This window comes from Psychromonas sp., from assembly GCF_047632995.1.
Lineage (GTDB): Bacteria > Pseudomonadota > Gammaproteobacteria > Enterobacterales > Psychromonadaceae > Psychromonas.
Map to the genome: position 1 here is coordinate 1 of NZ_JBLIEK010000096.1, position 14,491 is coordinate 14,491.

Consider the following 14,491-nt stretch of genomic DNA (forward strand, 5'->3'; position numbering starts at 1 on the left):
AATTTAACCTTGTAAATCAAGGCAGTTTGCTAGAAGTGTTGCTATTACTTATGAAGTATAGGATTCGGTACATAATACGGAACATCGAACATAAATATAAAACGAACTTTCAAGCTGCGACGAATTATATATTGCTTTAAAAATCTGTCAACTTCTATTTGATTAAAAAGTGAACTTTTTACAAAAAAACCCTCTTTAATTTGAAATGAAAATTTATTTCTAACTCCATTTCCCATTCCTTAGTACAATAAATTGCTTTCGCTGTTTGAGTTAAATATTATCTTTGTTATGGATATATTAAGTTCCTCTCAGCGTAGTGATTCCTGCGAAAAGGAGTTTAATACCCCTTCTAATAATTAAAGAGATTTAATGATGACAATTTGGATTGACGCAGATGCATGCCCAGTCACTGTAAGAGAAATAGTTTTACGAGCAAGCCAACGAACCAATACGCCGCTTGTTTTTGTAGCCAATAGCCCTTTACCCGTTCCAACACGCCCCCTAGTTAAAACTGTGCGGGTCGCACAAGGTTTTGATGTGGCGGATAACTATATTAGCCAGCACGCTGAGCTTAACGATTTAGTGATAACTCAGGATATTCCATTGGCGGCAGAGATTGTTGAAAAAGGTATTACTGCACTTAATCCTCGTGGGGAGCTCTATACGGTGGAGAATATTCGTCAACGTCTGGCAATGCGTAATTTTGCAGAAGAGCTGCGCAATACAGGGCAGATTAGTGGTGGCCCCAATAAGTTTGGTGATAAAGAAAAACAGACATTTGCTAATGCGTTAGATAGATGGCTACAAAAAAGTACAAAATGACAATTTCAAATGGGGATAGCTCCCCATTTTAAATACTATTCGTTGCCTAAAAAGGACTAAATTAAATTATACGCCCTTCACTATTTAGCTTTTCTGCACGCAGTGCTTCTCGATCCATTTTTTTACGATTTTCACAAGGATCCGGGCAATCACACTCTTTATCGATTCCCACTGAAGCTAAACCACCACAGCTGCCTGAAATTGTTTTTTTATTAAAAATATAACCAATTGCCATGGCGATAATCACAACTAAAAAAACCACAAAAGTCGCCATAAAATAAAACATTATTTTTCCTCAAGAAAGTAAGGTTCAAACTCTGAAGTGAACTGTTCGATAAAGTCATCACCCGCTTTTACTAATAAAAACACAGGAAGATGCTGCTCTTTTGCAAAGGCCAGTCCCGCTGTAGGACCCAGTACGGTAATTGCCGTCGCTAAACCATCGGCATGCATACTACTTTTATCAATCACAGTGACAGAAACTAATTTATGATTAATCGGTTTCCCTGTTTGTGGATCGATAGTGTGTGAATAACGAATACCATCAGATTCAAAATAATTACGATAATCCCCTGAAGTGGCAATCGCATTATCGCCAATATGTATTAAGCGCTGCACGTTTTGCCCTGCGACTGGGCGCTCAATAGCGAGTGTCCACTGTTCATTGGCCGGTTTAAAACCATGCACACGCAGCTCGCCACCAATATCAACAAGGTAATTATTGATACCTAACTGTTGCAGGTAATCAGCAATCAGATCAACACCGTAACCTTTCGCTATTGACGATAGATCCAGATAAAGTTCAGGTATCGATTTGCTTAATCGATTGCCTTCAACTGATAAGTACTGACTGCCGACTATCTTGCGTTTTTCTGCAATCAACTCATCAGAAGGTACTTTATTCGGTTTTTTATCCGGGCCGAAGCCCCATATATTAACAAGAGGCCCTACCGTAATATCATATGCGCCATTACTTTGCTTAAATAAAAGCAAAGCGTCTTCAACAACGCGACGCGTAGCATCTGAAACTATCAGTGATTTTTCGGCGCGATTAAAACGCGATAACTCTGAATCAGGTCGATAGGTCGACATCTGATCGTTGACTAACTCAAGACGCTTATCAATCTCTGCTTGCAGCGTTTCAATGGATAACTTTTTATTATTTTGTTGGTTAGTATCTAGCACATATTTAACTTGATAATAGGTGCCCATGGTTTGCCCCTGAATGTGTAAAAGCGTTGACTCCGTTTTCACACATGAAGAAACAAAAAAGGCCAGCCCAGTTAAGGCCAGCCAGTGTAATAAAGATTTAACCATTAAAATTAACCACCAAAATCATCAAGGGCGATATTTTCATCTTCAACGCCTAAATCCTTAAGCATGGCAATAACAGCCGCATTCATCACCGGTGGACCACACATATAGTACTCACAGTCTTCCGGAGCTTCATGGTCTTTTAAGTAATTTTCCAACAATACATTATGAATAAAACCAGTGTAACCGTCCCAGTTGTCTTCCTTCTGCGGATCACTTAAGGCCACATGCCACTCAAAATTCTCATTTTCAGCAGCAATGCTGTCAAAATCTTCGTTATAAAACATTTCTCGTTTAGAACGCGCACCGTACCAGAAACTGACTTTACGCTTAGTTTTCAAACGACCGAACTGATCGAAAATATGTGAACGCATTGGCGCCATTCCAGCACCACCACCAATAAATACCATTTCACTTTCGGTCTCTTTGGCAAAAAAATCACCAAATGGCCCGGAAATAGTCACTTTATCACCCGCTTTTAAGCTGAAAAGGTACGATGACATTTTACCAGGGGGTAATGACATATCTCTTGGCGGAGGTGTTGCAATACGAACATTGAGCATTATTATGCCGGCTTCATCGGGATAGTTTGCCATTGAATATGCGCGAATGGTCTCATCATTCACTTTTGATTCTATGTTAAAGAAACCAAAATGCTCCCAATCACCACGATATTGCTCTTCTATATCAAAATCTTTGTACTTAACATGGTGAGCAGGCGCTTCAATTTGAATGTAACCACCGGCTTTAAATGGCACAGTTTCACCATCTGGGATTTGCAGCTTAAGCTCTTTAATAAAGGTCGCTTGGTTATCATTAGAGATAACGGTACATTCCCATTTTTTCACACCAAAAATCTCTTCGGGTAATTCAATGTTCATGTTTTCTTTAACACTTACCTGACAAGCTAGGCGTTCACCTTCTTTTGCCTCCAATTTATTAATATGATCTAATTCAGTGGGAAGGATATCTCCCCCGCCTGATTTAATTTTAACGCGACACTGACCACATGTACCACCACCACCACAGGCAGAAGAGACAAAAATACCCGAATTTGCCAGAGCACCGAGCAGTTTCCCGCCAGCTTGCGTAGTAATACTTTTTTCTGAATCGTCATTAATTGAGATTGTTATCTCGCCCGTGCTCACCAATTTTGCTTTTGCTGCCAAAATAATAACAACTAACGCTAAAACAATAATGGTAAACATGGCTACGCCGAGAAAGATTTCCATCGACTTTTTCCTTGTTTTGAGGGGGACTTGGCCCCCGAAATTACATTTAACTTAAAACAGTAATAATTACAGTTGGATACCGGAGAAGGACATAAAGGCTATTGCCATTAATCCTGCAGTTGTAAAGGTAATTCCCAATCCTCGCAACCCTGCTGGTACGTCTGAATATTTCATTTTTTCACGGATAGCCGCTAACAAAACAATGGCCAACATCCAACCAACACCACTACCAACGCCGTAAACAACTGATTCAACCAGGTCATATTCGCGTTGTACCATAAAGGCTACACCGCCAAAAATAGCGCAGTTAACAGTGATCAGAGGCAGAAAAATACCTAATGCCTGATACAGAGCCGGGAAATATTTATCTAATACCATTTCCAATATCTGCACTAATGCCGCAATCACACCAATAAAGGTGATGAAACCTAAGAAGCTGAGATCGGCATCAGGAAAACCAGCCCATCCCAATGCACCCGGCGCCAACAGATTAAAGTAGATAATCTGGTTAACCGGTACTGAGATACCCAGTACAACAATAACTGCTACGCCCAAGCCCATCGCGGTTTTAACTTTCTTAGAAACCGCAAGGAAGGTACACATGCCTAAAAAGAAAGCCAGTGCCATATTTTCCATGAAAATAGAACGCACAAATATACTTAGATAATGTTCCATTTAACTTACTCCTTAGGCTCGACTTGGTCTGGTCTGAAAGTCCGGAAAGCCCAGATAATTCCACCAACAATAAAGAAAGCACTGGGAGCTAGTAACAACAAACCATTACTTTGATACCAACCGCCATTCGAGGTGAGTGGTAAGATTACGAAGCCATATAAAGAACCGGAACCAAACAACTCACGGAAAGCGCCAACGAGAACAAGAATCAAGCCATAACCTAAACCATTTCCTATGCCATCCATAAAGCTTGCGATAGGTTTATTCTTCATCGCAAAAGCTTCTGCTCGTCCCATTACAATACAGTTAGTGATGATTAAACCCACATAAACCGATAATTGCTTAGAGACCGAAAATGCATATGCTTTCAGGAATTGGTCAACAACGATAACCAGTGATGCAATAATGGTCATCTGTACAATAATACGGACACTATTGGGGATGTGATTACGGATCGTAGAGATAAAAAAGTTAGAAAATGCAGTTACAAAAATCACTGCAGCCGTCATTACAACCGCGTTTTCTAATTTACTTGTTACGGCTAACGCGGAGCAAATCCCTAAAATCTGTAATGTGATCGGGTTATTGCCTATTATTGGCGAAATTAAAACCGCCTTTATTTCATTAGATTTAGCCATTTGTTAGCGCTCCTTGGCGAAATTTATTAAGAAATGGACCAAAACCCTGTTCTCCGAACCAAAAAGTAAAGGTATTTTGAACGCCAGCACTGGTTAATGTAGCACCTGACAAAGCATCAATTTTATGCTTGGAATCTGGTGCAACTTCTCCTTTTACCACTTTAATTGCAGGGTTGCCCTGGGCATCAAATAACTCTTTTCCCGGCCAAAGTTTGACCCAGCGCGGATTTTCAACTTCCCCACCTAATCCCGGCGTCTCACCCTGTTCGTAATAAGTGATACCTGCAATAGTATTACCATCTGTTTTGACAGCAACAAAAGCATACATGGTTGACCATAAACCAGCCCCATGTACCGGCAGAATAACACGCTGTAATTTACCCTGGTCATCTGAGACAAGATAAACAGTCGCTAAATTAGCCCGGCGGCCAATACTTGCAATATTCTCCTTTCCATTGAGTTTGATACTGCGCTGCGGATCTTTGGCCGCTTTACGTTGATCATAATCTTCAGGATCAACACCTTCAGCAAAATTTCCGCTGCTTAAATCAACTAAACGCGTCTGTATATTAGAAGAAAATATTTCTTTATTTGACTTATCCGTTTGTAAACCAGCGACAGCAAGAATATTGTTCTGTTTATCTTTCGCTTTATTCGCTAATTGCATTTCGCGAAGACCAACAGCAGAACCTGCAACAATAATTGAACAGACCAGACATACCGCCAGCACAACCCCTATCGTTTTACCGAATGTTTCTTTATTAGACATTACGCGCTAACCTCCGTTTGATATTTCCCTGCACAACAAAATAGTCAAAGAGTGGAGCGAACAGATTAGCAAATAAAATCGCCAGCATCATACCTTCTGGAAAGGCCGGATTAACAACACGAATTAATACCACCATCACACCAATCAAAAAACCGTAAGCCCACTTACCTTTGTCAGTAAATGATGCAGACACAGGATCGGTTGCCATAAAGATCATACCAAAAGCAAATCCCCCCGTAACAAGATGCCAATACCAAGGTAATGCAAACATCTGATTGGTATCACTGCCGATAAAATTAAACAGGCAAGCCATAGAGACCATACCCACCATTACAGCGCTAATAATTCGCCATGATGCAATACCCGTTATCACGATAAATGCACCACCGATTAAAATCGCTAATGTTGATACCTCACCGATACTGCCTTGCATATGACCAAGAAACGCATCCATCCAAGTTAAACCTGATTGTGCTACTGCGTCTAATCCGCCTTGAGCGGCAACACTTAAAGGTGTCGCACCGGAGAAACCATCCACTGCTGTCCATACCGAATCACCGGAGATACTAGTAGGGTATGCAAAAAATAGAAATGCGCGTCCAGCCAATGCGGGATTCATAAAGTTACGCCCCGTTCCACCGAAAATCTCTTTCGCCACAACAACGCCGAAGGTAATACCTAAAGCAACCTGCCATAGTGGAATCGTAGCAGGCACGATCAACGCAAAGAGTACAGATGAAACGAAGAAACCTTCATTCACTTCATGTTTACGTACAGTTGCAAATAACAGTTCCCAAAATCCCCCCACCATAAAGGTTACGGCATAAATGGGCACAAAGTACATTGCGCCAAATAGCAGGTTATCCAATACGCCAGCATTACCTCCGGTCGTGACACCCAAAATATTCAGGATGGCAAAGCGCCAGTCATCAAATGCAGAGAATCCGGCAACAATCGCCTCATTAGCCTGTACTCCCGAATTGTACATGCCATAAAACATCGCCGGAAATGTAGCTAGCCAGACAAAAATCATCATACGTTTAAGGTCGATACCATCCCGTACGTGAGTAAGCCCTTTGGTTACAAGCCCGGGTGTATATAAAAAAGTGGATGTTGCTTCGAATAGAGCAAACCATTTTTCATAGCGCCCCCCCGCTTCAAAATGCGGCTCCATTTTCTCAAGTAGATGCTTAAGATTCATTCTTAGCCTTCCTTTTCAATTTTGCTTAGATTTTCACGTAAGATTGAACCGTAATCATATTTACCAGGGCAAACATAAGTACATAATGCCAAATCCTCTTCATCTAACTCCAAACAGCCCAATGTTTGCGCCCCGTCACTGTCACCCACAATGAGATCGCGTAATAAGATAGTCGCTAAAATATCTAACGGCATAACGCGTTCATATTGACCAATTGGCACCATAGCTCGCTTACTGCCACCCGTTGTTGTGGTAAAAGCAAAACGTTTCGCTTTATTTAGCGCCGAAGTGAAAACCTTAGCGACAGAAAATTTATCACCGCCAGGTACACCCCAACCAAATAACTCTTTTTCATAACCTTCAACCAAAGCGGAGACTTGATTATGATAACGGCCAAGAAATGCATGGGGTCCCGCGGCTCTCACGCCACATAATACAGGGCCCGAAATTGTGCGTATTTCGCCAGCGATTAATTCATTTGCGGTCAACTGGGTAATTGAAGCACCTATTGTCGTGCGTAACAGACGCGGTTTTTTTACCGCCGGGCCAGCCAGCGAGATAACTTTATTGACGTAAAGCTCGCCACTGGTAAACAGTAGACCGAATGCTATAACGTCTTGATAATTAATGGACCACACCGACTTAGTTAACGATACAGGATCAATGAAATGAATATGCGTACCAGCCAGACCCGCCGGGTGCACACCAGAGAATAGCTTCTCTTGCACATTTTTCTGGCTTGATTTGGGTAAACTCGATTCACCTTTACAAACATAAACGTTGCCAGCAGTCAGTTGCGATAACAGCGCCAAGCCATCCGTAAATGCTTGTTGATTCTCATTGATGATCAGCTCAGCGTCAGCAGCCAAAGGATTAGTGTCCATCGCTGTGACAAAAATAGACGCGGGGAGTGCTTTGATTTCAGGCACTTTACTAAATGGACGGGTTCGCAGCGCGGTCCATGCACCAGATTCAACCAGGTTTTCAACAATTACACTGCGCTTAATATCTGTCAGTTGTGCACTTTCATATTTAGGAAAAGAGAGGCTCTCTTGACCTGAAACTGAAATAACAACCGACTGCAACACGCGTTTTGCACCACGATTTATCTCTTTCACTACACCAGATGCCGGAGCGGTAAATTTAACGCCTTCATTCTTTTTATCGCTAAAAAGGATTTGACCTTTTTTTACAATGTCACCAACTTTTACAGCCATTGACGGACGCATTCCTACATATTCTTCACCCAGTATCGCAACTTCAGTAATGGCTGGACCATCCTGAATTATCTGCTCTGGGGCTCCTGAAATCGGGAGATCTAGCCCTTTTTTTATAGTAATCATATTCTCTTGCACTATGTCTACGGGAAGAAAAGTTAGATGCCTTGCGGCATAAAAACATGAAACATTTTCTGATCGACAGCAAAATAGCAACAACAGGTTAACATGCGACCAAAAAATTCAGCCCCATAATACCATTATGAATGGGGGTTACCATCTGAAAAATAAGCTTATTGATGCCAGATCAAATTTTAATGTGAAAATAATTTACATAAACACCTTTTTATTAACATTCAAGAGCCACTAAAATTCCAAGAAAGTAACTATTTCATTCAATTAGTAAAATCTGCTTTTTGTTATTTCCCGCCACCTAAACAGTTACCTGAATCAGGTGCGAGTTTGTTTTTTTCAAGCCACTGTGCGCCTGTATAGGTATGTAAAGCCAAAGCATGTACAGGTCCTGCCAACTCTTCGCTCAACAATTCATTCACTAAACGGTGACGGGCAAGAAGCGGCATTTCTGCAAAAATTTCACTCACTAATATTACTTTAAAGTGTGTTTCTGAATTAACGGGCACAGCATGACGATAGCTCTCATTTTCAATTTTAAAAAATTCAAACGCGATGCCCTGCTCGATTTTTTTTTCCATTATTGTTTGTACGTTCATTTTTTATACTCTGCTATGGTGTTATTATTTCGCCTGAAACTGTAACAAAGACCAACTCATTTGGTAAGGTTTATTTATCAATCAACACAACGGTAGCAGGTCAAATTTGTCCACCCAAACCCCTTCATTAAATGTTGCAATCACAAAAGTGTTTCCCTGCTCCTATTTACCGGATCAGAAAGAACAACTGCTGATGCTGGTCGCTCCGCAAATTAATGGTCAACATTTTTACCCGACTTTACTGGCAAATGGCTTCCGCCGCAGCGGCTCTCAAGTTTATCGCCCGCACTGCACACATTGTCAGGCCTGCCAATCACTACGCATAGCGACGACGCACTTTAAACTTTCACGTAGCCAGAAACGTTTATTCAATAAAAACAAAAAATTGAAGATAAAAATAAGTGAAACTAGCAAGCCACAATACTTCGATTTATATCAGCGTTATATTAATACCGTTCACTCGGACGGATCTATGTTTCCCGCCTCTATCAGCCAATATGAAGGATTTATTAAAGCGACTTGGAATAAAACGCTTTTTGTTGAAATTTATGATCAAGATAAGTTGATCTGCGTCAGTGTTACCGATCAAGTGAATGGCGAAGACAACAGAGCATGGAGTGCATTCTACTGTTTTTATGATCCCGATTATCTGCATCACTCCCTCGGGACATTTGCCGTATTATGCCAATTAAACTTAGCAAAGGAGTTTAATATTGATTGGTTATATCTCGGTTATTACATAGAAAAATGCCAAAAGATGAATTACAAAACACAGTTTAATCCGCATCAGCGATTTATAGATGGCCAATGGTTTAATTTTAATTAAAGTGCCTTATTTCTATTTACTCACTCTTTACTTACTATAATTATCATAAAGGGCTCAATAAATAAGCAACAATCCTTTACCCTATTCGATAATTCTGGCATTATGCGCCGATTGAAATGACAAGCTCACCAAAATCACTTGGGTATATATAAAATACAAAGGATCCATCGCCAATGGCAAAAGAAGATAGTATTGAAATGCAAGGCACAATCTTAGATACATTGCCTAACACAATGTTCCGCGTAGAATTAGAAAATGGTCACATTGTTACAGCACATATTTCAGGTAAAATGCGTAAAAACTACATCCGTATTCTTACTGGCGATAAAGTAACAGTTCAACTTACACCTTACGATTTATCGAAAGGTCGTATTGTATTCCGTGCCCGTTAATTTTTTAGCTCCGTAATATCACTCTTTAAAAAAAATTTAAAAGAGCAATAAAAAACCAGCTGAAGCTGGTTTTTTATTGTTTAGAAAAAGATAAATTAAAATTTTACCCCAATTCTAGCGTTTTAGCATAATCAAATATTATCCCCTGCCCCTCCTTATCGAATGAGACAGTAACGCTTCCGCCATTTTGCAAACCACCAAATAAGATCTCATTAGCAAGTGGTTTTTTCAACTTTTCTTGAATTAAACGCGCCATTGGCCTCGCGCCCATAGAGCGATCATATCCCTCCTCAGCTAACCACCTACGCGCAGTTTCGCTAACCTCTAACGAGATCTGTTTTTTATCAAGTTGCGCTTGTAACTGTACAATAAATTTATCAACGACTTTATAAATAACATCTAACTCGAGGTGATTAAACCAAATTATATTATCCAGACGGTTACGGAACTCAGGAGAAAATAGTTTATTGATTTCATCCATCACTTTATGAGAGTCTTTTTGATCTTTAAAACCAATATTTTGTTTAACCGTTTCCCGAACTCCTGCATTGGTTGTCATCACCAAAATAATATTTCTAAAATCTGCCTTACGACCATTGTTATCGGTCAATGTGCCGTGATCCATTACCTGTAATAAAATATTGTAGATATCACTGTGTGCTTTTTCTATCTCATCTAACAGCAGAACCGCATAGGGATGCTTAACAACAGCATCCGTTAATAAACCGGCTTGCTCATAGCCAACATAGCCTGGGGGGGCACCTAATAAACGAGAAACAGTATGTTTTTCCATATATTCCGACATATCAAAACGCAAAAGCTCGATTCCCATCGCTTTAGCAAGCTGTTGGGTTACTTCGGTTTTACCCACACCAGTGGGACCTGCAAAAAGGAATGAGCCAATCGGCTTGGACTCATCAGAAAGCCCCGATCTATTTAAATGAATGGCATCGGCTAACAGATCAATCGCATCATTTTGACCAAACACGGTCATTTTTAGGCGTTCTGATAATTTAGCTAACTGCTCTTTATCTGAACTACTCACCGAATTTTGTGGAATACGTGCAATTTTAGCTATGATGCTTTCAATTTCGAATACACCAACGGTTTTTTTACGCTTAGTTGCCGGTAATAAGCGCATTTGCGATCCCGCCTCATCGATCACATCAATCGCTTTATCCGGAAGATGACGGTCGTTAATATATTTTGCACTCAATTCCGCGGCTGCCGTTAATGCTTTATTGGTATAACGAATATGATGATGCGCTTCATAACGCGAGCGTAAACCTAATAATATTTGCTCGGTCTCTTTCACTGACGGTTCAAGGACATCTACTTTTTGGAAACGACGCGCTAATGCATGCTCTTTTTCAAAGATCTGACCAAACTCTTTATAAGTAGTCGATCCCATACAACGTAGTTTACCGCCACTTAATAACGGTTTTAATAAATTGGCCGCATCAAGCTGTCCGCCTGTTGCTGCACCCGCTCCGATAATGGTATGAATTTCATCGATAAATAAAATAGCATTATCTTGTGCTTCCAGTTGGCTTAATACTGTTTTAAAACGCTGTTCAAATTCACCTCGGTATTTTGTGCCCGCCAGCAACGCGCCCATATCCAGTGAATAAATTATATTATCTTCAATAACTTCGGGAACCTTTTTATTAACAATCAGGTACGCCAGTCCCTCAGCAATCGCCGTTTTACCGACCCCGGCTTCGCCTACTAATAATGGATTATTTTTACGACGACGGCATAAAATCTGCACACAACGCTCTATCTCTTTATCTCGTCCAATCAAAGGATCAATAATCCCCGCTTCTACCTGTTCATTTAGATTGACGGTAAAAGGCATCTCTTCTTCAACAATCGTTTCTCTCTCTTCTTGCTCTTGAAAAAATTCAGGTGCCGAATCAGTCGGCTTAGCAATTCCGTGGGAGATATAATTGACCACATCTAAGCGCGAAAGGTGTGCTTTTTTCAAAAAATAAACCGCTTGCGATTCTTGCTCGCTAAAGATAGCAACCAATACACTCGCTGCAGATACATCGACAGTTCCAGATGATTGCACATGAAAAATTGCGCGCTGCAGAACCCGTTCAAAAGCAATAGTAGGTTGAATTTCAATTTGTTGTGTCTGTACTTCAGGTATGGCTGGAATGCTTTCTAAAAATGTGGCGATCTCAATATGCAGAGAAACCAGATCAACAGAGCATGCTGTTAATAATTTTTTAATCTCATCATTTTCGAGCAGAGCAAGTAACAGATGCTCAACCGTCATAAATTCATGCGATTTTTCGAAGGCAAAATGGAAGGCTAAATCTAAACTATTTTCTAACGCTTTATCTAACATAAAAGCCTCCTGGAAATTTAAGTACTGAACGAACGTTTGCCATATCTATGATTCTTTTTCCATTGAACAACGCAGTGGATGTTCATTTTCCTGCGCATATTTCATCACTTGCGCCACTTTGGTTTCAGCTATTTCTGCAATGAATGTTCCACAAATACCAACCCCTTTATAGTGAACGTTAAGCATAACTTCAGTTGCACTCTCATTATCTAATCGGAAAAAATGCTGCAACACATCAATTACAAAATCCATCGGCGTATAATCATCATTATGCAACAACACATTATACATTGAAGGAGGAACCAGCTTTGTTAAAGATTGCTCGATTGTAGCTGATTCGTTACCTGTTTTAGGGGAATTCTTATCGCTCATTTTTAAGTTTAGTCTTATTTAATAAAGTTATGAAAAATTTAATTTTCGGCGAAAACGATCTATTAAGAGAGTAGATTAATGGTTAGTTCACCAATGTGCAAACGTTGCTTATTTAGTCCCCGTTAACTTGACGTGGGAAGTCATACCAACGCCCCTTTTTTTATATCAAAACATTCTCTTTTTTTCTCTTATATAGCAATCTTCAGTAACAGCAAATTCTCTTTAAATATGGCGAATAACGCCTGCTCCACAGAAATTTCCGTACGAGATATAAACGTTTTTATTTATCCGCTAAGCAGCTAAATAACAAGCGGCGCCAGATGTTTTTCCGCTCAACAGGATCGCTCCAACTGTTTTTAACTTATTCAATAACAATTGGCAGCCATCCACTCAATTGAGATTCTGAAATAATAATCAGGCTGTCATACTATTGTCATTTAGATCCTTATAATAGATGGAAATTATCAGGTGGTTACCTATCTTAAGCAGCGACCTTTTTAAATCTAAAGACAGGAAATGAAATGTCAGAGCAGAATGCTAACTTAAGTTTAAATCCGTTATTTAAAAAGCAGCTTTCATTGTTACAGGCAATTGCGAAGAGTGAATTTAATATTCATATTTCTCTCGACAAAATGGCTCAAGATAAGCAATACAGAGAGACGGTACTCAATGAACTCAGTGAATTAGACAATGAGACATTAAATAAACAGATCCATTTATTAAGAAGAGTACCGGTTTATATAAAGCCCCCGACAGAAAAACCAACGATAGATTCTTTTATGCTAGATTCTCTACCTTCTCCACAACGCCCAAGCGAAAAAACACGTAACCGAGTGACCACAGAAAAAATTGAAATCAAGCGCAGCAGATTTAGTCTAATCGCATTCTCTGCACTGTTTTTTATCTCACTTACGGTTTTTTGGGCATGGCAAAATGGTTATCTCTATATCTCATTAACGCCCGATGCACCTCTTGCAGCGCCCCTGTTAATTGAGGAAAAACCAGAGCCCGTGATAGAGGACTCACCGATCACCATTGCAGCAGTCACTGCCGCCCTTAAAAGTGATCCCCTTATTATTCCCCTCGCTTTACCCAGTACAGATCGAATAATCAGCCTTCGTTTGCACGGCTCCAACACGGTTGGGGAAAGCCTGGCACCCGCATTATTAGAGGCGTATTTGAAATCTCAAGGGATCACTGAAATGCTTTGGGTTCAGGGCACGGAGCAAGTTGAGCGCGAATTGCAATATATTAAAGATGATCATATTTATGCCATTGAATTGCATGCGCATGGATCAAGTACCGGATTTAAAGATATTTTAAACAGTAAAGCCGATATGGCCATGTCATCACGAAAAATCAAAGATAAAGAGGTGCAATTATTACGCCCTTTATACGGTGATTTAGGACTATCAGGGCAAGAATACATTATAGGGTTGGATGGCGTTGCGGTTATTGTCAACCCGAAGAACCCGATTGCTCACCTTAGCAGTGAAATCTTAGCAAAAATATTCTCAGGTGAAATAGGTAATTGGGCAGAGCTGGGCGGTCCTGATTTACAGATTAACGTCTATGCCCGAGATAGAAATTCAGGCACCTGGGACACCTTTAAAAGCGTAGTGTTAGAGGCCAATGGTAAACAGTTAATAAGCAATGCAAGACGCTATGAATCAAGTAGTGAGCTTTCTGAGGAAGTAGCAAAAGATACCGCTGCAATCGGTTTTATCGGCTTACCCTATGTCAATAACAGTAAAGCGATTGCGATTGCTGCCTCTGACAGCACAATGCCCATCTACCCAACCCGTTTTACCATAAGCACAGAAGACTACCCTCTCGCTCGCCGCCTATATGTGTATGCCCCCTCTGTCGGCAATAAGATGGTTAAGGAGTTGGCTAATTTTATCACCTCTCGCGCAGGACAAGATATTGTTGAACAGATAGGACTC

General features: G+C 40.4%; 15 protein-coding genes. 4 read left to right on the forward strand and 11 right to left on the reverse strand.

What is annotated here, in order from left to right; all coding sequences use genetic code 11:
• Positions 1-372 precede the first annotated feature (372 nt).
• Positions 373-822 (forward strand): YaiI/YqxD family protein, encoded by a 450-nt coding sequence (locus ACJAT7_RS14215; protein WP_415227474.1) that lies wholly within the window; start codon positions 373-375, stop codon positions 820-822.
• A gap of 61 nt (positions 823-883) precedes the next feature.
• On the opposite strand, the gene nqrM is transcribed toward ACJAT7_RS14215, so the two are convergent.
• The 9 genes from nqrM to ACJAT7_RS14260 all read right to left on the reverse strand — a co-directional run bounded on the left by nqrM (position 884) and on the right by ACJAT7_RS14260 (position 8,599).
• Positions 884-1,108, reverse strand: coding sequence for a (Na+)-NQR maturation NqrM (nqrM, locus tag ACJAT7_RS14220; protein WP_415227461.1), 225 nt, complete (start codon positions 1,106-1,108; stop codon positions 884-886).
• Positions 1,108-2,139 (reverse strand): FAD:protein FMN transferase, encoded by a 1,032-nt coding sequence (locus ACJAT7_RS14225; RefSeq protein ID WP_415227462.1) that lies wholly within the window; start codon positions 2,137-2,139, stop codon positions 1,108-1,110. Before ACJAT7_RS14225 ends, nqrM begins: the two co-directional genes overlap by 1 nt.
• Positions 2,140-2,144: 5 nt before the next feature.
• Complete coding sequence (gene nqrF, locus ACJAT7_RS14230) at positions 2,145-3,368, reverse strand: NADH:ubiquinone reductase (Na(+)-transporting) subunit F (protein ID WP_415227463.1); 1,224 nt, start codon at positions 3,366-3,368, stop codon at positions 2,145-2,147.
• Positions 3,369-3,434: 66 nt separating this feature from the next.
• Entirely contained in the window at positions 3,435-4,043 is a 609-nt protein-coding gene (gene nqrE, locus ACJAT7_RS14235; RefSeq protein ID WP_415227464.1) for an NADH:ubiquinone reductase (Na(+)-transporting) subunit E, read from the reverse strand.
• Between the two features lie 5 nt (positions 4,044-4,048).
• Entirely contained in the window at positions 4,049-4,681 is a 633-nt protein-coding gene (locus ACJAT7_RS14240; protein WP_415227465.1) for an NADH:ubiquinone reductase (Na(+)-transporting) subunit D, read from the reverse strand.
• A complete protein-coding gene (locus tag ACJAT7_RS14245) occupies positions 4,674-5,450 on the reverse strand; it encodes a Na(+)-translocating NADH-quinone reductase subunit C (protein WP_415227466.1) in 777 nt (258 codons plus the stop codon). Before ACJAT7_RS14245 ends, ACJAT7_RS14240 begins: the two co-directional genes overlap by 8 nt.
• Entirely contained in the window at positions 5,443-6,651 is a 1,209-nt protein-coding gene (locus ACJAT7_RS14250; protein ID WP_415227467.1) for an NADH:ubiquinone reductase (Na(+)-transporting) subunit B, read from the reverse strand. Before ACJAT7_RS14250 ends, ACJAT7_RS14245 begins: the two co-directional genes overlap by 8 nt.
• 2 nt (positions 6,652-6,653) lie before the next feature.
• Complete coding sequence (locus ACJAT7_RS14255; RefSeq protein ID WP_415227468.1) at positions 6,654-7,994, reverse strand: Na(+)-translocating NADH-quinone reductase subunit A; 1,341 nt, start codon at positions 7,992-7,994, stop codon at positions 6,654-6,656.
• Positions 7,995-8,287: 293 nt separating this feature from the next.
• The gene (locus ACJAT7_RS14260) at positions 8,288-8,599 is read right to left on the reverse strand and encodes a BolA family protein (protein WP_415227469.1); all 312 of its coding nucleotides are present in this window, start codon (positions 8,597-8,599) and stop codon (positions 8,288-8,290) included.
• Between the two features lie 106 nt (positions 8,600-8,705).
• Here ACJAT7_RS14260 and ACJAT7_RS14265 point away from each other — a divergent pair, with 106 nt between their 5' ends.
• Together ACJAT7_RS14265 and infA are read left to right on the forward strand one after the other, a co-directional pair.
• Complete coding sequence (locus ACJAT7_RS14265; RefSeq protein ID WP_415227470.1) at positions 8,706-9,425, forward strand: arginyltransferase; 720 nt, start codon at positions 8,706-8,708, stop codon at positions 9,423-9,425.
• Positions 9,426-9,598: 173 nt separating this feature from the next.
• A complete protein-coding gene (infA, locus tag ACJAT7_RS14270) occupies positions 9,599-9,817 on the forward strand; it encodes a translation initiation factor IF-1 (RefSeq protein WP_238740542.1) in 219 nt (72 codons plus the stop codon).
• A gap of 103 nt (positions 9,818-9,920) precedes the next feature.
• Here the strand turns inward: infA and clpA are convergent, their stop codons facing one another.
• Together clpA and clpS are read right to left on the reverse strand one after the other, a co-directional pair.
• Complete coding sequence (gene clpA, locus ACJAT7_RS14275) at positions 9,921-12,173, reverse strand: ATP-dependent Clp protease ATP-binding subunit ClpA (protein WP_415227471.1); 2,253 nt, start codon at positions 12,171-12,173, stop codon at positions 9,921-9,923.
• Between the two features lie 45 nt (positions 12,174-12,218).
• Complete coding sequence (gene clpS / locus ACJAT7_RS14280; protein ID WP_415227472.1) at positions 12,219-12,545, reverse strand: ATP-dependent Clp protease adapter ClpS; 327 nt, start codon at positions 12,543-12,545, stop codon at positions 12,219-12,221.
• Between the two features lie 521 nt (positions 12,546-13,066).
• Here clpS and ACJAT7_RS14285 point away from each other — a divergent pair.
• A partial coding sequence (locus tag ACJAT7_RS14285; RefSeq protein ID WP_415227473.1) for a PstS family phosphate ABC transporter substrate-binding protein occupies positions 13,067-14,491 on the forward strand: 1,425 nt, incomplete at its 3' end.

Coding starts and splice junctions, on each gene's coding strand:
- ACJAT7_RS14250 (WP_415227467.1), bottom strand. CDS start 6,651: ATGAATCTTAAGCATCTACTTGAGAAAATGGAGCCGCATTTTGAAGCG.
- ACJAT7_RS14255 (WP_415227468.1), bottom strand. CDS start 7,994: ATGATTACTATAAAAAAAGGGCTAGATCTCCCGATTTCAGGAGCCCCA.
- clpS (WP_415227472.1), bottom strand. CDS start 12,545: ATGAGCGATAAGAATTCCCCTAAAACAGGTAACGAATCAGCTACAATC.
- ACJAT7_RS14260 (WP_415227469.1), bottom strand. CDS start 8,599: ATGAACGTACAAACAATAATGGAAAAAAAAATCGAGCAGGGCATCGCG.
- ACJAT7_RS14240 (WP_415227465.1), bottom strand. CDS start 4,681: ATGGCTAAATCTAATGAAATAAAGGCGGTTTTAATTTCGCCAATAATA.
- ACJAT7_RS14245 (WP_415227466.1), bottom strand. CDS start 5,450: ATGTCTAATAAAGAAACATTCGGTAAAACGATAGGGGTTGTGCTGGCG.
- infA (WP_238740542.1), top strand. CDS start 9,599: ATGGCAAAAGAAGATAGTATTGAAATGCAAGGCACAATCTTAGATACA.
- nqrF (WP_415227463.1), bottom strand. CDS start 3,368: ATGGAAATCTTTCTCGGCGTAGCCATGTTTACCATTATTGTTTTAGCG.
- ACJAT7_RS14215 (WP_415227474.1), top strand. CDS start 373: ATGACAATTTGGATTGACGCAGATGCATGCCCAGTCACTGTAAGAGAA.
- nqrE (WP_415227464.1), bottom strand. CDS start 4,043: ATGGAACATTATCTAAGTATATTTGTGCGTTCTATTTTCATGGAAAAT.
- nqrM (WP_415227461.1), bottom strand. CDS start 1,108: ATGTTTTATTTTATGGCGACTTTTGTGGTTTTTTTAGTTGTGATTATC.
- clpA (WP_415227471.1), bottom strand. CDS start 12,173: ATGTTAGATAAAGCGTTAGAAAATAGTTTAGATTTAGCCTTCCATTTT.
- ACJAT7_RS14225 (WP_415227462.1), bottom strand. CDS start 2,139: ATGGTTAAATCTTTATTACACTGGCTGGCCTTAACTGGGCTGGCCTTT.